Source organism: Enhydrobacter sp. (assembly GCF_030246845.1).
In the GTDB taxonomy this organism is placed as follows: Bacteria; Pseudomonadota; Alphaproteobacteria; order Reyranellales; family Reyranellaceae; genus Reyranella.
Window position 1 is genome coordinate 4,867,888 of record NZ_CP126889.1, and the last position, 16,933, is coordinate 4,884,820.

Annotated in this window: 17 protein-coding genes; 7 read left to right on the forward strand and 10 right to left on the reverse strand. The window is 66.6% G+C overall.

Going from position 1 to position 16,933, the window contains the following annotated elements; all coding sequences use genetic code 11:
* Window positions 1–10: 10 nt before the first annotated feature.
* The gene (locus tag OJF58_RS24240) at window positions 11–889 is read left to right on the forward strand and encodes a TauD/TfdA family dioxygenase (protein WP_300780439.1); all 879 of its coding nucleotides are present in this window, start codon (window positions 11–13) and stop codon (window positions 887–889) included.
* Here OJF58_RS24240 and OJF58_RS24245 read toward each other — a convergent pair.
* Entirely contained in the window at window positions 886–1,521 is a 636-nt protein-coding gene (locus tag OJF58_RS24245) for a GntR family transcriptional regulator (RefSeq protein WP_300780440.1), read from the reverse strand. The two genes, OJF58_RS24240 and OJF58_RS24245, sit on opposite strands and share 4 nt — an antisense overlap.
* A 166-nt stretch (window positions 1,522–1,687) precedes the next feature.
* Here OJF58_RS24245 and OJF58_RS24250 point away from each other — a divergent pair, with 166 nt between their 5' ends.
* Genes OJF58_RS24250 through OJF58_RS24265 form a run of 4 tightly spaced genes read left to right on the forward strand, consistent with a single transcriptional unit; the run spans window position 1,688 to window position 5,651 of the window.
* Entirely contained in the window at window positions 1,688–2,647 is a 960-nt protein-coding gene (locus OJF58_RS24250) for a tripartite tricarboxylate transporter substrate-binding protein (RefSeq protein ID WP_300780441.1), read from the forward strand.
* A 10-nt stretch (window positions 2,648–2,657) separates the two neighbouring features.
* Complete coding sequence (locus OJF58_RS24255; RefSeq protein ID WP_300780442.1) at window positions 2,658–3,125, forward strand: tripartite tricarboxylate transporter TctB family protein; 468 nt, start codon at window positions 2,658–2,660, stop codon at window positions 3,123–3,125.
* A 4-nt stretch (window positions 3,126–3,129) separates the two neighbouring features.
* A complete protein-coding gene (locus tag OJF58_RS24260; RefSeq protein WP_300780443.1) occupies window positions 3,130–4,650 on the forward strand; it encodes a tripartite tricarboxylate transporter permease in 1,521 nt (506 codons plus the stop codon).
* Window positions 4,647–5,651: a 4-hydroxythreonine-4-phosphate dehydrogenase PdxA gene (locus OJF58_RS24265; RefSeq protein ID WP_300780444.1), complete on the forward strand. Its 1,005-nt coding sequence runs from the start codon at window positions 4,647–4,649 to the stop codon at window positions 5,649–5,651. The genes OJF58_RS24260 and OJF58_RS24265 overlap by 4 nt, the downstream gene beginning before the upstream one ends.
* Here OJF58_RS24265 and OJF58_RS24270 read toward each other — a convergent pair.
* The 7 genes from OJF58_RS24270 to OJF58_RS24300 form a co-directional block, all read right to left on the reverse strand.
* On the reverse strand, window positions 5,629–6,645 hold the full coding sequence (locus tag OJF58_RS24270) for an aldo/keto reductase (RefSeq protein ID WP_300780445.1): 1,017 nt from the start codon (window positions 6,643–6,645) through the stop codon (window positions 5,629–5,631). The genes OJF58_RS24265 and OJF58_RS24270 overlap by 23 nt on opposite strands.
* A 29-nt stretch (window positions 6,646–6,674) precedes the next feature.
* Window positions 6,675–7,889 (reverse strand): acyl-CoA dehydrogenase family protein, encoded by a 1,215-nt coding sequence (locus OJF58_RS24275; RefSeq protein ID WP_300780446.1) that lies wholly within the window; start codon window positions 7,887–7,889, stop codon window positions 6,675–6,677.
* 3 nt (window positions 7,890–7,892) lie between these two features.
* Window positions 7,893–9,104 carry an acyl-CoA dehydrogenase family protein gene (locus tag OJF58_RS24280; protein WP_300780447.1) on the reverse strand — a complete coding sequence of 404 codons (1,212 nt, stop codon included), beginning with the start codon at window positions 9,102–9,104 and terminating at the stop codon, window positions 7,893–7,895.
* Between the two features lie 119 nt (window positions 9,105–9,223).
* Window positions 9,224–9,616, reverse strand: a complete 393-nt coding sequence (locus OJF58_RS24285; RefSeq protein ID WP_300780448.1) for a type II toxin-antitoxin system VapC family toxin — start codon at window positions 9,614–9,616, stop codon at window positions 9,224–9,226.
* Window positions 9,613–9,843: a hypothetical protein gene (locus tag OJF58_RS24290; protein WP_300780449.1), complete on the reverse strand. Its 231-nt coding sequence runs from the start codon at window positions 9,841–9,843 to the stop codon at window positions 9,613–9,615. The genes OJF58_RS24285 and OJF58_RS24290 overlap by 4 nt, the downstream gene beginning before the upstream one ends.
* Before the next feature lie 45 nt (window positions 9,844–9,888).
* Entirely contained in the window at window positions 9,889–10,785 is an 897-nt protein-coding gene (locus tag OJF58_RS24295) for a phytanoyl-CoA dioxygenase family protein (RefSeq protein WP_300780450.1), read from the reverse strand.
* 75 nt (window positions 10,786–10,860) lie between these two features.
* Window positions 10,861–11,610 (reverse strand): pyridoxamine 5'-phosphate oxidase family protein, encoded by a 750-nt coding sequence (locus OJF58_RS24300; protein ID WP_300780451.1) that lies wholly within the window; start codon window positions 11,608–11,610, stop codon window positions 10,861–10,863.
* Window positions 11,611–11,704: 94 nt separating this feature from the next.
* Between OJF58_RS24300 and OJF58_RS24305 the strand changes: the two genes are divergently transcribed.
* Both OJF58_RS24305 and OJF58_RS24310 read left to right on the forward strand, forming a co-directional pair.
* Window positions 11,705–13,228 carry a PLP-dependent aminotransferase family protein gene (locus OJF58_RS24305; protein WP_300780452.1) on the forward strand — a complete coding sequence of 508 codons (1,524 nt, stop codon included), beginning with the start codon at window positions 11,705–11,707 and terminating at the stop codon, window positions 13,226–13,228.
* A 14-nt stretch (window positions 13,229–13,242) separates the two neighbouring features.
* A complete protein-coding gene (locus OJF58_RS24310) occupies window positions 13,243–14,124 on the forward strand; it encodes an aldolase/citrate lyase family protein (RefSeq protein WP_300780453.1) in 882 nt (293 codons plus the stop codon).
* A gap of 9 nt (window positions 14,125–14,133) precedes the next feature.
* Here OJF58_RS24310 and OJF58_RS24315 read toward each other — a convergent pair whose 3' ends face one another.
* Window positions 14,134–15,729, reverse strand: a complete 1,596-nt coding sequence (locus OJF58_RS24315) for a gamma-glutamyltransferase family protein (protein ID WP_300785389.1) — start codon at window positions 15,727–15,729, stop codon at window positions 14,134–14,136.
* A 52-nt stretch (window positions 15,730–15,781) separates the two neighbouring features.
* Entirely contained in the window at window positions 15,782–16,927 is a 1,146-nt protein-coding gene (locus OJF58_RS24320; protein WP_300780454.1) for a divergent polysaccharide deacetylase family protein, read from the reverse strand.
* Window positions 16,928–16,933 lie beyond the last annotated feature (6 nt).

Consider the following 16,933-nt stretch of genomic DNA (forward strand, 5'->3'; position numbering starts at 1 on the left):
GGAGCATCCGATGAGCGAGATGTGGATCCAGCCGACCGGAGGCCCGTTGGGCGCCGACGTCCATGGGGTCGATCTCTCCCGGCCGGTCAGCGACGCCGTCTTCCGGAGGATCCTCGATGCCTGGAGCGAGCATCTGGTGCTGCGCTTCAGCGGGCAGCGGATCGACGACGCGACCCTGATGAAGTTCAGCGCCCGCTTCGGCGAGCTCGACCGCGTGCCGATCGCCAGCGCCGATGTCGACAGTGCCGATTCGGATGTGGCGCCCGAGGCAGTCGACTGGGTGAACGTGATCTCCAGCATCAAGAAGAACGGCAAGGCGGTGGGCGGGCTCGGCAGCTACGAGCTCGTCTGGCACACCGACATGTCCTACAATCCGGTCCCGCCGCGCGCGAGCCTGCTCTATGCGCTGGAGGTGCCGCCCGACGGGGGCAACACCGGCTTCCTCAACATGTATCTCGCCTACGAGGCACTGCCGGCCGATCTCAAACGCGCGATCGAGGGCAGGACCTGCATCCACGACGCCAGCCGCAACTCCGCCGGCGAGCTTCGCCAGGGCTTCCAGCGCACACTCGATGTTCGTCAGACGCCGGGCGCGGTGCACCCGCTCGTGCGCCTGCACCCGATGAGCAAGCGCAAGGCGCTGTTCCTTGGCCGACGGCCCGGCGCCTACATCCACGGCCTTTCGGTCGAGGAGAGCGAGGCGCTGCTCGACGCGCTTTGGGAGCATACGACCCAGGAGCGCTTCGCCTGGTACCAGAAGTGGCGCATTGGCGACCTCGTCATGTGGGACAATCGCTGCGTGATGCACCGCCGCGACGCCTTCGACGAGACGATGCGACGCCTGATGCATCGCACGCAGATCGTCGGCGAGCCGGTACTGGCGGGTTAGCTCTCGGCGAAGCCTGCTCGAACGACTTCGTCCTGCTTGTGCCGGAGGTGGGTGCGCAGGATGTGGGCGAGGCCGATGCCGTCGCGGCGTGTCAGGGCATTCAGGATCGCCTCGTGTTCGGTGATCGCGGCCTTCCATCTCGCGGGAGTCATCGGCGTCACGTAACGCGCCCGACGGATGCGTGCAGTGACCGATTCGTAAAGGGTGGCCAGCGCCGGATTGCGTGCGGCCGCCACGATCGCCTCGTGGATCAGGCGATTGCAGCGATAGTATTGGGCGAGATCGCGGTTCCGATGGTGCCCAAGCATCTCCTCGTGCAGGTTCGATATCCAGACGAGCTCGTCATCGCTGATGCGCTCGCCAGCCAGTTCTCCCGCCAGCGCTTCCAGGGCTTGGCAGATCTCGAACAGATCCTGGATGTCCTTGGCTGTCACCTTCGCCGCGCGCGAGCCGCGGTTGGGCAGCAGCACGACCAGGCCTTCCGCCCCCAACACCTTCAGGGCCTCGCGCAACGGCGTGCGCGAAATGCCGAGGCGGGTGCAGAGTTCGCGCTCGGGAATACGCGCGCCAGGCGGGATCTCGCCTTCGATCAGCATCTCCCGCACGCAGCCTACCACCTCGTCATGCAGCATCGTCCGGCACCATTTTGCATGCAAAAGTAGACGAATAAAGCGAAATATCCAATATTTTCTTGATAGTCAGGCAATTTTGAATTCAAAGTTGGCTGCTCGTCGAGAAGACCGAAGGATGGAGGAAACGATGCGGATGGCCGCTGCAATCACAGTTCTAGGTCTGGGAATGGCCCTCGGCACCACAACCCCGGCTTTGGCCGAATGGCGTCCGACCAAGCCGATCGAGTTCGTCGCCACGGCGGGTCCCGGGGGCGGCACCGACAACCTGGCGCGCACCATCCAGAGCATCATCACCAAGCACAAACTCACCGATCAGTCAGTGATCGTGGTCAACAAGGGCGGCGGCAGCGGCGCCGAGGGCTACACCTACGGCAAGGCCTCGGCCGGCGACCCCTACAAGGTGATCTTCGGCACCTCGAATACCTGGCAGCAGCCCATGGTATCCAAGGTCGCGTTCAAGCACACCGACTTCACCCCTATCGCCGCGATGGCGCAGGACGAGTTCCTGCTCTGGGTGAAGCAGGACTCGCCCTACAAGACGGTCGGCGACTATCTGAAAGCCGTGGCAGCCAAGCCCGGCGACTTCAAGATGGGCGGCGCGCAATCCAAGGACACCGACGAACTGCTCACGCGCATCATCGAGAAGACGGCGAACGTCAAGTTCACCTACATCCCCTTCAAGAGCGGCGCGGAGGCGGCGGTCCAGCTCGCGGGCGGCCATATCGACAGCCACGTGAACAATCCCAGCGAAAGCCTCGGCCAGTGGCGCGGCGGCACACAGCGTCCGCTCTGCGCCTTTAGCCCCGAGCGGCTGCCCAAAGGGCCGCTGATCACGGCCAAGGAAGGCTGGCACGACGTGCCGACCTGCGTCGAATCCGGCCTCGACATCCCGCGTTTCCAGCAGCCGCGCACGGTGTGGCTGCCGGCCAAGGTGACCCCTGACCAGGTGGCGTTCTATGTCGCGCTGATGAAGAAGGTGCAGGCGACGCCCGAATGGAAGGAGTACATCGAGCGCACGTCGCAGACCGACACCTTTCTCGCCGGCGCCGACTTCGAGAAGTTCATGGCCGACGACATCGAGCGCGTGCACAAGGTCGCCGCGGAGCAAGGCTGGCTGGTCAACTGAGCAGGCGACCGTGATCTCACGACGCATCCTCGAGGCGGCGACGGCGATCCTGACCGGAACGTTCGGCGCCGCCGTCGCGATCTCGAGCCTCGACAACGGCATCGGCTGGTCGACAGCGGGTGTCGAGGCGGGCACCTTTCCGTTCGTCATCGGCCTGATCATCCTGGCGGGCAGCGTCTACAACCTCGTGCGATCCGGTCTCGGCCCACGCCAGGTCGCCGTGACGCGCAGCGACCTGGGGGCGCTCCTCGCCATGTTCCTGCCAGCGGTCGCCTTTATTGCAGTCATTCCCTTGCTGGGTATGTATGTCGCAACGGCTGGCTACATGCTGGGCACGTTGGCGACACGGCCGGGATTTTCGCGGTCGAAAGCTTTCGTCTATGCCCTGGCAGCGCCAGTCCTGCTCTACCTCGTCTTCGAACGGGCTTTCGAGGTGGCCCTGCCGCACGGGCTCCTGGGCGAGCTCCTGGGCTTCTGACCGCATGGCGAATGTCGAAGCCCTGATGCACGGCTTCGGGATCGCGGTCACGGTCCCGCATCTCGCGCTGATGGTGGTCGGCGTCCTGCTCGGCATCCTGGTGGGCGTGCTGCCCGGCCTCGGCGCGCCCAACGGCGTGTCGCTGCTGCTGCCGCTCACGTTCGGCATGCAGCCCGTATCGGCGATCATCCTGCTGTCCAGCATGTACTGGGGGGCGCTGTTCGGCGGCTCGGTGACATCGATCCTGTTCAACATCCCGGGCGAGCCCTCGTCGGTGGCCACGACCTTCGACGGCTACCCCATGGCGCGCGACGGCCGGCCGACTACCGCGCTTGCCACGGCCTTCGGCTCGGCGGCGTTCGGTGCGCTGGTCGGCGTCGTGCTGATCACCTTCCTCGCCGCCTGGGTCGCCAAGGTGGCGCTCGCCTTCGGGCCGCCCGAGTTCTTCGCCGTCTATTTCCTCGCCTTCGCGAGCTTCATCGGCATGGGCGGCTCCCCGCCGACCAAGACGCTGGTGTCCCTGTCCATCGGGTTCGCGATCGCGGCGATCGGCATCGATACGATCTCCGGCGCCGTACGGCTCACGATGGGCGTCGACGAGCTCGTGAAAGGCGTCAATTTCGTCGTCGCGGTGATGGGACTGTTCGGCATCGGCGAGCTGTTGCTCGCAACCGAGGAGTCGTTCCAGCTCAAGAGCGTCTCCTCGCGCGTGGACTGGCGGGAGGTCGTGCGCACGGTGGCCGGCCTGCCGCGGCATGGCTGGGCTCTACTGCGCAGCGCCGCCATCGGCTGCTGGATGGGCATCACGCCCGGCGGTCCGACCGCCGCCTCCTTCATGAGCTACGCCATCGCCAAGCGCCTTTCCCGCCGGCCGCAGGCCTTCGGCCGTGGCGAGCCGGAGGGTGTCGTTGCCCCCGAGACGGCGGACCATGCTGCCGGCACGAGCGCACTCCTGCCCATGCTCTCGCTCGGCATCCCGGGCTCCGCGACCGCGGCGGTGATGATGGGGGGACTGATGATCTGGGGCCTCAACCCCGGACCGATGCTGTTCGTCGAGCAGAAGGATTTCGTCTGGGGCCTGATCGCCTCGATGTATGTCGGCAATATCGTCGCCGTCGTGCTGGTGCTGGCGACCGTACCGGTCTTCGCCGCCCTGATGCGCGTGCCCTTCTACCTGATCGCGCCCCTGATCCTGATCGTCTGCACCGTGGGCGCCTACTCCGTCTCCAACTCCTATCTCGACGTGCTGCTGATGCTGGGCTTCGGCGTCGTGGGCTATCTCTTCAAGAAGCTTTCCTATCCGCTGGCGCCTTTGGTGCTTGCTGTCGTGATCGGCGACAAGGCCGAGGACGCGTTCCGGCAATCGATGCTGATGTCGAAGGGATCACTCGGCATCTTCTTCGGCAACAGCCTCGTCGGCAGCCTGATGGCGGCCGGGCTCGTGCTGCTGTTGTTGCCCCTGTTGCTGCGGTTCAGGCGTGCGTGGGCGCCGCGACCGTCGCTCGACCAGGAGCCTACGCCATGAACGTCCCCAGCCGCCACCAAACCCGGCCGACGATCGCCCTCGCCATGGGCGACCCCGCCGGCATCAGCCCCGAACTCACCGCCAAGCTCGCGGCGCTCGAGGACGTGCGGCGCGAGGCGCGGTTGATCGTGATCGGCGATCGCCGCCTGTTCGAGGAAGGTGCACGGATCGCAGGCATCGCCGCTCGCGCGGGCACCGCCGATGAGCTGGCGTTCGTCGACCTGCCCCATCCGGACCCGGCGTCGGTCCGCCGCGGCGTCGCTGCCCGCGAAGGGGGTCTGTCGGCGCTGGCGAACTACAAGCATGCCCTTTCGCTCGCCTGCGACGGCAAGGCGAACGCCGTCTGCTTCACGCCGTTCAACAAGCAGGCGATGAGGCTGGCGCGTCCTTCCTATGACGACGAGATCGTCTACTCCGCCGAGGTGATCGGGACCACCGCGCCCGCGAGCGAGTTCAACATCCTGGGAAAGCTATGGAACGCGCGCGTGACGTCCCATATCCCCCTGGCGGACGTGGCGCGAAGCCTGTCGATGGAGCGCATCCATCGCGCGTTGGGGCTGACCGATGCCTGCATGCGTGGCGCCGGTTTCGCGCGGCCGCGCATCGCCGTGGCCGGCCTCAATCCGCATGCGGGCGACGGCGGCAGCTTCGGCCGTGAGGAGATCGATGTGATCCAGCCCGCGATCGAGGCCGGCAAGGCCGAGGGCATCGCGGCCGACGGGCCTTTCCCCGCCGACACGGTGTTTCTGAGGGCGACGAAGGGCGAGTTCGATGCCGTGCTCACGATGTATCACGACCAGGGCCAGATCGCGATGAAGCTGATGGGCTTCGACAAGGGCGTGACGCTTCTGGGCGGCTTCCCCTTTCCGATCTGCACGCCGGCGCACGGCACGGCCTACGACATCGCCGGCCGCGGCATCGCCTCGGTCACCGCCGCGCGCGAAGCTCTGAAACTCGCGATCGCAATGGCACGACAGATTATGCCATCCCCGGCATCTTGACCGCCGCCTTGCGCCGTTCCGGCATCGGGTCCTCGAAGGCGCGCGGATAGCGGTGCGGGCGGGCCGAGACCTTGTCGAGCTTCTCCAGCGCCTCTGCCGGCAGCCGCCAGCCGCCGGCCTTCAGCGTGTCGGCAAGCTGCTCGGCGTTGCGGGCGCCGACGATGGCGCTGGTCATGAAGGGCTGATCCATTACCCAGCGCAGCGCCGTCTGCGCCGGCGTGCGGCCGATCTCCTTGGCCGTGTCGAGCAGCGTCTGCAGGATCTCGGCATGGTTTGGCGCGAAGAAGCGGGCCTGGAAGCCCCAGCCTTCGGCCGAGCGCGTCCCCTGAACCTTGAGGCTGCCGGGCGTGTACTTGCCGGCGAGATAGCCCGACGCCAGCGGCGACCAGGCGACGACGCCCAGCCCCTTGGCCTGGCAGGCCGGCACGATTTCCTCGTCGATGTCGCGCACGACGAGGCTGTACTGCGGCTGATAGGCGACGAAGGTGTCCCAGCCGCGTGACCGAGCGACCCACAGTGCATCGACGAGCCGCCAAGCCTCGAAGTTGGAGCAGGCCGTGTAGAGGATCTTGCCCTCGCGCACGAGATCCTCGAAGGCGCGCAGCGTCTCCTCGATGGGCGTGTGATGATCGACGTGATGGACGTAGTGGATGTCGATGTAGTCGGTCTGCAGCCGCTTGAGGCTCGCCTCGATCTCCTGCTTGATATGCAGGCGCGAGCCGCCCGAATCGTTCGGCCCCGGTCCCATCGGGTTGAATACCTTGGAGGCGATCACGGCCTGATGGCGCCGGCCCTTGAGCGCCACGCCCAGCATCGCCTCCGACTTGCCCCAGACGTAGGCGTTGGCGGTGTCGAAGAAATTGACGCCGGCATCGAGCGCGGCGTGGACCATGCGCGTCGCGCCGTCCTGGTCGGCGCCGTTGCCGAAGGTCATGGTGCCGAGACAGATCTCCGAGACCTTTACGCCGGCGCGGCCGAGATTGCGGTAGTCCATCTTTCGCTCTCCTTCCCCGCCCGCGACGATCAGAGCCCCAGCATCGCCTTGGCAAGCACGTTGCGCTGCACCTCCGACGAGCCGCCGTAGATCGTGGTCTTGCGGTTGTTGAAGTAGCGCGGCGCCACATCGTCGACATAGTCGCCGCCCACCGGCACGACGTTGCTGTCGTAGTTGCGCAGCTCGGTGAAGGGAACGCCGTACCATCCCACGGCCTCGACCGCGAGCTCGGTCACCTTCTGGCCGACCTCGGTGCCGCGCATCTTCACCACCGATCCCATGTTGCCCGGCGCGTCGCCGGTCTCGAGGCTCGAATAGAACATCAGCTCGTTCATCTCGACGGCGTCGATCTCGATCTCGAGCGCCGCCATCTTCTCACGCCATTCGGGATTGGCCGCGATGGGTTCGCCGTCATCGAGCTGCGTCCTCGAAAGAGTCTGCAGATGGCGGAAGGCCTTGCGCAGGCGCGGTCCGAAGGCCTGGCCGCCACGCTCGAACTCGAGCAGGTACTTGGCATAGGTCCAGCCCTTGTTCTCCTCGCCCACCAGGTTCTCGACCGGCACCTTCACATCGGTGAAGAAGACCTGGTTCACCTCGTGCCGCATCGGCGTACGCGTGCCGTCGACCAGGTAGATGGGATCGATGCGGATGCCCGGCGACTTCATGTCGATCAGCAGGAAGGAGATGCCCTCCTGCCGCTTGCCCTCGGTCGAGGTGCGCACCAGGCAGAAGATCCAGTCGGCCCAGTGGGCGTTCGTCGTCCAGATCTTCTGGCCGTTGACGACATAGTGGTCGCCATCGCGGACGGCGCGCGTGCGCAGGCTGGCGAGGTCGGAGCCCGAGCCAGGCTCCGAGTAGCCCTGGCACCACAGTTCCTCGGCGGCCGCGATCCTGGGCAGGAAGCGCTTCTTCTGGGCCTCGCTGCCGAACTTCATCAGGACGGGTGCCACCATCTTGATGCTGAACGAGGAGAGATAGGGCGAATCGGCGCGCGCCATCTCCATTTCAAAGATGAACTTCTGCGTCGAGCTCCAGCCCGGTCCGCCATATTCCCTCGGCCAGTTCGGGCAGAGCCAGCCTTTGCCGGCGAGCTTCTTCTGCCACTGCAGCAGCCGCTCCCTGGAGACGTGGCTCGACCGGCTGCGCCGGCTCTCCTCCGCCACCTCCGGCGGCATGTTGGCCGCGATCCAGTCGCGAACCTCCTTCTGGAAGGCGAGCTCCTCTGCGTTGAACGCAAGATCCATCGCTTACAGGCCCAACATGACCTTCGACATGATCCCGCGCTGCACCTCCGAGGAGCCGCCATAGATCGTCATCTTGCGGCCGTTGAAATAGCGCGGCGCCAGCACGTCGACGCCCTCCGGTCCGATCGGCTCGACATTGGCGTTCCAGGCGCGCTGCTCGGGGAACGGCATCGAGTACCAGCCGGCCGCCTCGACCGCGAATTCCTGCACCTGCTGCATCACCTCGGTGCCGCGCAGCTTGATCATGGAGGACATCGGCCCGGGGTTCTGGCCCGAGGCGAGGCGGGAATAGAATTCCTGCTCGAACATCTCGAGGCCGGAGATCTCGATGTCCATGCGGGCGAGCTTCTCGCGCCAGGCGGTGTCGGCGAGGATCGAATCGTCGCCTTCCGGCATCGACCTCGCGATGCGCACCAGCCGCTCGTAGGCCGAGCGCAGCCGCGGGCTGTAGGGATTGCCGCCGCGTTCGAACTCGAGCAGGTACTTGGCGTAGGTCCAGCCCTTGTTCTCCTCGCCGACGCGATTCTCGACCGGCACCTTCACATCGGTGAAGAACACCGAGTTCACCTCCTGCGTGCCGGCGCGGTTGCCGTCGGCGGTGATGATGGGCTCGACCGAGATGCCCGGCGTCTTCATGTCGATCAGCAGGAACGAAATGCCCTCCTGCGGCTTGCCTTCGGTCGAGGTGCGCACGAGGCAGAAGATCCAGTCGGCGGTCTGGGCGAGCGTCGTCCAGGTCTTCTGGCCGTTGACGATGTAGTGGTCTCCTTCGCGCACCGCCCGCGTGCGCAAGCTGGCGAGGTCCGAGCCGGAGCCCGGCTCGGAATAGCCCTGGCACCAGATCAGGTCCGAATTGAGCATCGGCGGCAGGTGCCGCGCCTTCTGCTCCGGCGAGCCGTATTTCATGATCACCGGCGCGCACATCTTGGGGCCGAACGGCGAGGTGCCAGGCGCACCCGCCCGCGCCATCTCCATCTCGAAGATGTACTTCTGCGTCGTGGTGAAGCCTGGCCCGCCGAACTCCCTGGGCCACCCGGTGCAGAGCCAGCCTTTCTTTGCCAGTCGCTTCTGCCAGTCGATCAGCCGTTCTTTCGGCATGTAGGCATTTCGCGCCACCTTGGTCTCGCCCACGATCTCGGGGGTCAGGTTCTCCTTGAGCCAGCCGCGCACTTCCTGCTGGAAGGCCAGTTCTTCCTTGCCGAACGTCAGATCCATCGAGCAGCTCCTTCAGGGCCGCGAAGGTACCGCGCCGTCGCCGGCAAGGCAAAGGACGCCGTAGGTACGTTCCTCCGCGTCGGGCATTTGCCCTCGCGAGCCGTCGTGAGGCCCTTCCCTCATACCAACTCTACGCGCGCGTGCTGGCCCGCCGCAGCCGCCAGATGTCGGTCTCGGGTAAGCAATGACGCCCCCAGCGCTTCTGCGAGGGCGACATAGATCGCATCATACGCAGTCAGATTATGCCGAAGTTCCCATACGCGCTGCATCAGAAAGCCGTGCGGATATCGACGTGCCGGGAAATCGACGAGATCCACCAGCAGCTCCCGGCCGCGCTCGGAGTCGATTTCTCCCGCCGCTGCGTAACGACGGATCACTTGGGCTATTTCCACGTCGAGCAGGTGCGGCGCGTGCAAAGTTTCTCGCGGATCGAACAAGCGCCTTTCCACATGCTCCGCTGCGGGTGTCCGCAGCAACGCTTCGAGCAGAGCCGACGCATCGACGACGATCACAGCCGATCGCGCTCCGTGCGGATGGCCTGGGCTGGATCAATCGACGGACTGACCGCGGACCGCCGTTCCAAACGCGCCCTCAATTCCTCGATCGTCGGACGCTCGGCCACTTCCCGAATCTCGTTGAGCAGATAGTCCGAAAGCGACATCCCGGCGAGCGCCGCACGCGACTTGAGACGACGGTGCAAGGCGTCGGGAACGTTGCGAATTTGGATCATCGCGGACATGCTTGTAACATGCAAGCATGCGCCAAGCATGTCAAGGCGACGAGCTCAATGCGCCATTGCCGGCTGCTTTGCCTCGCCGGTGATGGCGAAGTAACGCGCGCGCATCGAGGTCTGGTTCTCGTAGATCGAGCCTTGGCGCGGCGCGGGTGGCAGCGGCATGCGCACCGGCACGGCGGCGAGCCGCGGCGTGACGACGGACTCGCCCGCGATCAGGTTGGCGTCGAAGGCCGCGAGATCGGTGGCGGGCTTGGCCAGCGGAAAGGCGTCGGCGGCCGCAAACTCATAGAGCAGGAGCTGGCGCGGCTTGTCGGAGACGTTCTGCGCCGAGCCGTGCACCAGCCGCACGTGATGGAAGCTCATCGAGCCGGCGCGACCGACCAGCGGCACCGCTTTGGCATGGTCGATATCGCATGCCGGATCGATCGCCCCGCAAAAGAAGCCGTCGCAGTGATGGTCGTAGACGGGTCCCTTGTGCGAGCCCGGGATCACCATCAGCGGCCCGTTCTCCGGCGCACAGTCGTCGAGCATGACGCCGACCGCCAGCAGGTCGTCGTTGGTATGCGGATAGAAGGCCCAGTCCTGGTGCCACTCGACCGGCGAGCCGTACTGCGGCGCCTTGATGTTGAGCTTCGAACCGTGCAGCCGGACGCCGGACGGTCCCAGGAGCTGCTTCAGGATCTCGACCAGCCGGGGCGTGCGCATGATGCGGCGGAAGATCTCGTGATGCAGATGCGGCGTCTTGAGGCGGCGCACGCGCGGCGCTTCCGGCCGATGCGTGGGCTCGAGGTCGTAGAGGTCGGTATGGGTCGTGACGCCCCGCGCGCCTTCCACGAGCTCGGCGATGACCTGGCGAGCTGCGCTCAGCATCTCGCCATCGAGCAGATCGGGCACGACCACATAGCCGTGCTCGCGGTAGAACGCGACATCGCGCTCGGGAATCATGGCGCCTCCTTCGACTCGGCGGTTCCATGACGACGCTAACACGAAATGCCGACGCGGATCACGGCCGCCGCCGGCTCACTCCGAGCCGAAGGTCCGGCGATGCGTCCTGGCCATCAGCTCGTCGAGCCGCGTGCCCGGGACGAAGTCCGCCATCTCGTCCGGCCGAGCGAGGCCCGGAAGCTGGCGGACGCATTCCGACGGCGCGCCCAGCACCTGCGTGACCGGATAGAGCGCCGACCACGCCGGCACGGTGGCATAGTCCTCCTCGTCGTCCGCCACGTGCTTGTCGCGGATCTTCGCCGAGGCCATCTCGATCTCCATGCCCATCATGGTCGTCGCCTTCAGCTCCTGCCTGTTGGGCTTGCGGATGAGCCTGGAGCGTCCGGGATAGACGCGGTCGATAAAGCTGTCCATCAGGCGCAGCTTGTCCTCGACATTGTCGATCATGTGGGCACGACCGAACGCCATGACGGCGCGATAGTTGACCGAATGATGGAAGCCCGAGCGCGCCATCACTAGGGCGTCGAGATGCGTGACGGTGAGGCAGACATCGACGCCCTGCGCCTGCGTGCGGATCATCCGGCTGGCCGACGAGCCGTGCCAGTAGAGATGATCGCCCTCCCGCCAGAAGCTGGTCGGCGTGCAGTAGGGCCGTCCGTCGATGACATAGGCGATATGGCAGACGAGCGCCGCATCGAGGATCTCGTAGACCGTCTTGCGGTCGTAGCGGCCGCGCTCGTGCATGCGCTTGACCTTGTTCACGGGCGTGATCCCGAAAGCCTCGGTCGTGTCGCCGTCTTCCCTGGCGCCTATGCTCGTATCCATAGCTCAGCTCCCGCAAAGCGATTGCGGGGCGGACCATGCTGGCAATAAGGTCCACAGGAAAGAGCCAGTTCGGCGGAAATGGACTGAACCAGTTATGACGGGACGCCCTCGCAAGGTCGCACCGCTCGGCATCGCGCTCGATCCCGCCGCAACCGTGCCGCTGCATCGGCAGATCGGCGAGCAGATCCGCCGCGCCATCCTCGAGCGCCGTCTCGCGCCCGGCCTCAAGCTGCCCTCCTCGCGCCTGATGGCAGCCGAGCTCAATTGCGCGCGCGGGACGGTGCTGGCGGCCATCGACCAGCTCGTTGCCGAGGGCTACCTCGTGGCGCAGGCCGGATCCGGGCTGTCGGTCGCTGCCGACCTGCCGGACGAGATGCTGGTGCCATCCGGCGTCGAAGAACGGCAGGAGGATCGGGCAATGCAGGCGCCGGTCCTGTCCCGGCGCGCCGTCGCGGCGCTCGCGGACGACTCGCCGGAGGAGGCCGTCGACGGCACGCCGGTCGCCTTTCCTACGGGGCAGCCCGACCGCGAATCCTTCCCCTTCCCGCTCTGGGCCAAGCTGCTGGAGCGCGAATGGCGCCAGCCCGCCTGGACAGTGGCTGGTGCACCCCATCCCTTCGGCCACCCGCGTTTGCGGCAAGCGATCGCGGCCTATCTCGGCATGGCTCGCGGCTTCGGCTGCGAACCTGGCGCTATCGTCATCACCATGGGCGTGCGGCAAAGCCTCTCGCTTCTTGCCCGCCTCGTCCTCGATGCCGGCGATGCCGCCTGGATCGAGGAGCCGGGCTTTGTCGGCACACGCGAGGCACTGGCGTCGGCGGAAGTGCAGATCGCGGCTGTTCCGGTCGACGCATCCGGCTTTCCGCTCGAGGCGGCGATGGCGCTCGCGCCCCGTGCGCGTCTCGCCGTCGTCGCGCCATCGCACCAGTTTCCGCTCGGCGTGGTGCTGAGCCTGCAACGGCGCCTGGCGCTGCTGAGCTGGGCCGAGCGCGTCAACGGCTGGATCGCGGAGGACGATTTCGACGGCGAATATCGCTATGCCGGCCGACCGCTGGCGCCGCTTCGCGCGCTCGACCGAAACCGGCGGGTCGCCTATCTCGGCAGCTTCTCCAAGCTCCTGTTCCCGGCGCTACGGCTGAGCTACATCGTGTTGCCCGACGCGCTCGTCCCAGCTGCGGAAAAGATCATGTCGGATGTCACTGCCCGCGCCTCGATGCTGGGCCAGGGTGCCCTGGCCCGCTTCATCGCCGACGGTCACTTCGCCGCCCATCTCAGGCGCACGCGGTTGCTTTATTCGATACGCCAGCGGGCCCTGATCGACGCGGCGCGGCGCCATCTCGACGGGCTCCTTCAGATCGCACCGGACCCCGGCGGCATGCACCTCATCGCAAGGCCGCATCCCGACCTCGCATCGGTCTTCGACGACCGGCCAGCAACAGCCGCCGCCGCGGCAACCTCGCTCAGCGTCTCGCCGCTGTCCGCCTGCTATCGCGACGAACCGCGGGTTCACGGCCTCATCCTCGGCTACGCGGCGACACCGGAGGACACCATCGAGCCGGCGGTCGCGGCGCTCGCGAGCGCCCTTCGCCCACTTTACAAACGGCCGTACGCACGATGACGGAGGGAAACGCCATGGCCAAGCGGATCAATCGCGCAATCGAGCTTCTGGAGGCGGGCCAGGCGATCTACTACGACGGCCCGCATACCGGCCACGTGCTGACCTACGAGCGGGGCCGCGAGGACGCCCGCACCTGGGCCGACTACATCAACGTCGGCATGGAGCACGGCGCTTTCGACATGACGGGGCTCGCCGAGTACATGCGCGGCCTCGTCGATAGCGGACCGACCGCTTCGGGCCATCGCACGCCGGCCGTCATCGTCGAGGCGCCGGTCAACGGCACGGACGGGCCAAACGTCGCCTTCAATGCCTGGCAGTTCCGGCAGATCCTGGGCCGTGGGGTCCACGGCATCCTGCTGTGCCAGGCCGAGTCCGCCGAAGCCGTGCGCGAGTTCGTGCGCGCGTGCCGTTTTCCGCATCACAAAGCCGAAATCGACAAGCTCGGCATCGGCAGCCGCGGTCGCGGGTCGGAGCCGACCGCCGCCCCGGTCTGGGGCCTCGATCAGCAGGAATACTTCGCCCGCTGCGAGCCGTGGCCGCTCAATCCGCAGGGCGAGCTTCTGCTCGGTGTCAAGATCGAGAGCCCGCCGGGCGTCGAACACTGCGACGATATCTTGGCGGTGCCTGGATTGGGCTTCGCAGAACTCGGCCCAGGCGATCTGGGCCTGTCGCTGGGCTATACGAGCCTGCAGCGGCGGCCCTACCCTCCAGAGATGGAGGCTGCCCGCACCAGGGTCTTCGCCGCCTGCCGCAGGAACAATCTCGCCTTCCTGGAGGGGGCGACGCCACAGACCATCGCCCAGCGTCTCGACGAGGGCGTGCGCGTCATTTCCGGCCACGATCCCGAGACGGCCAAGATCGGGCGCGCCCACCAGAGACGGACGATGCCGGTGTAGCGACGGGCGTCAGACCGCGATCACCACGCCGTCGTGGCCGGGGTCGGCGCCGCCATCGAGGCCGTCCTCGTGGATGCGAATGCCGTGCACGGCGGCAAAGCCGAAGCCGTAGGGACTGCGAACGACCGGATAGCCCAGGGCCTGCAATTCGCGCTCGACCTTCCACTGGACGCGGTTGGAGATATCGATCGTGTCCGAGGTGGCCGAGAAGCGGGGGGCGCTCACTGCCTCGACCATGGTCATGTCGAAGTCGAGCGCGTTCAGGATGACGTGCAGCACGCCCATGGCGATCTGCGTGGCTCCGGGCGCACCGATAACGAGGTGCGGCCTGTCGCCCTTGAACAGGATCGAGGGGACGACCGAGCTGAACCGGGCCTTGCCCGGTGCGATCGACCCGGCATGGCCCGGCCGCGGGTCGAATACGCCCATGCAGCCGTTGTACATGAAGCCCAGGCCCGGCGTGACCACCCCCGAGGGCATGCCGAGCGAATGGGTCATGGCGAAGCAGTTGCCGTCCCTGTCGAGCACCGAGATATGCGTAGTATCCTTGCTGATGGCGCCCGAGTTGAAACGCGGCACATGCGCCTTGACCCCGCGCTTGACCTCGTCCGCCATCCGCCGGGCATAGTCCTTCGAGGTGAGCGGCTCGACCGGCACCTTGACGAACTTCGGATCGCCGACATGCGCGTCCTTGTCGATCGTGGCGCGCTTCATCGCCTCGGCGACGATGCGCACATACTCCGCCGAATTGTGCTCGAGCGCGCCGAGGTCGAAATTCTCGAGGATGTTCAACATCTCGACCAGCATCACCCCGCCGCCCGGGGGCTGGTTGGTCGAAACCCTGTAGCCACGATACTCGCCCCAGAGCGGCGCATTGCGCACCGTCTTCCACGCCTCGAGGTCCTCGATCGACAGGAGCGCGTCGTTCTTCCTCATGTCCTCGTCGATCGCATGGCCGATCTCGCCGGAGTAGAAGACGTCGGCGCCATCCTTGGCGATGGCGCGCAGCGTCTGGCCGTAGTCGCGGTTGACGACCGGATCGCCCACCCGCTTGGGCGTGCCGTCGGGCCGGCAATAGAGCGCACGGGCGGCCGGAAAGGCGGTGATGCGCTCGTGATTGGGCGCGCGGCCGAATGCGCCCTCGTCGGCCCACCAGAAATGAACATGCGGCCGCACCGTCCAGCCGTTCTCGGCCCAGTGGATGGCCGGCTCGACGATGCGCGACCAGGGAAGACGGCCGTGCTCGTGGTGCGCCTCGTAGTACATCCTGAGGTTGGCCGGCGCGCAGATCGACTTGTAGCCGATGTCGTTCACGCGGCCTCTCAGGATGAAGCCGTAGCCGTCGCGCGCCTCGCTCTCGATGAGGCTCGCCCACATGTCCGGCGTGGCGGCAAGCGGCGCCGGCGCATGGGCGTCGATGTAGCCGTGGAAGTTCTTGCCCGGCAGGTAGAGGCCGCAACTGCCGAAGCCCGCGATGCCGCACATCAGCGGATCGACCACGCCCTGCACCAGGGCGCAGGCGATGCCGGCATCGACGGCATTGCCGCCCTCGCGCAAGGCATCCGCCCCCGCCTCCGCCGCCTCGGGCTGCGGCGCCACGATCATCGCCTGCTTGTGATAACGCACTGTCCTGTCCTCCAACTTCCGTCGACGGGACTCAATCCCAACCGTTGCGCTTGCGCAACGCGGCCGTGAGCGGCGCCAGCGCGAGGCCCTTGGCGGCGAGACCGGGCAGCCATGCCGCCAGCGCTTGCAGGGTGTTCTCGTGCGGATGTCCGATCGCCACCGCGAAACCCTGGCGGCGTGCCACCTCCTCCGTCTCCGCGAGCTTGTGCTTCACCGCGGCAAGGGACTCGTCATCATCGAGGAACACGTTGCGCGAGATCGTGGGCACGCCGAGCTCGTGCGACAACGTCTCGCCGACGGTCTGGGCGGTCGTGCGCGAGTCGAGAAACAGCAGCCCGCGCGCCTTCAGGAGACGCAGCACGATCTCCATGCCGGGCTTCGATGCGGTGAAGCGGCTGCCCATGTGATTGTTCACGCCGACATAGCCGGAGAAACTGTCGAGATCGGTCGTGACGCGCTGGCGGATCTCGCTCTCGCTCAGCGAGGTGAGGAGCGCGTTGGGCCCGGGATCGGCATGGCCCATCGGCTCCATCGGCATGTGCAGCATCAGCTCGTTGCCGTGCGCGCGCGCGGCCTTCGACTGCTCATGGAGATCCCGGGCATAGGGCAGGAACGAGAGCGTGAGCGGCCCCGGCAGCTCCCAGGCGCGCTTCGAATGCGGCCGATCGAGACCGACATCGTCGATGACGATGGCAATCAGGGGGCGCGCATAGAGATCACCGAACGGCACGGCGTTGCGCCGCCAGGCCGGGCGCTCGCTTGCCGCAACTGCCGCGACCTGCGTCGGCTGGGGCAGCTTGCGCGCCGGCTCCTCGATCGTGGTGCGCGCCTGACCGGGTTCGGCTTCGGTATATTGGGGCAGGCCCGGGATATCCTCGATGCGCGCGTACTTGCCGGCAGGTTGCTGCTGCGGTCGGCCTTCGCGCTTCATCTCGTTGAGCGCGTCCTTCACGATGTGCGCGCGGTCGAGCGAGTCGAGCCGGTTCGCGAGCCAGTAGCTGCCCATGAAACTGCCGCCAAGCAGCACGACGCCGCCGATCACGACCGCGGGCCAGCGATGGGCCTCGATCCAGGCTAGAAGATCGCGATAGCGCCCGACCAGTCGACGGCGCCACGTGGCGGCGGCCTTCGGACTCCTTCTGTTCGCCTTCCTGCTTCTGTTCTTCCTAGATGCCATCTGAAA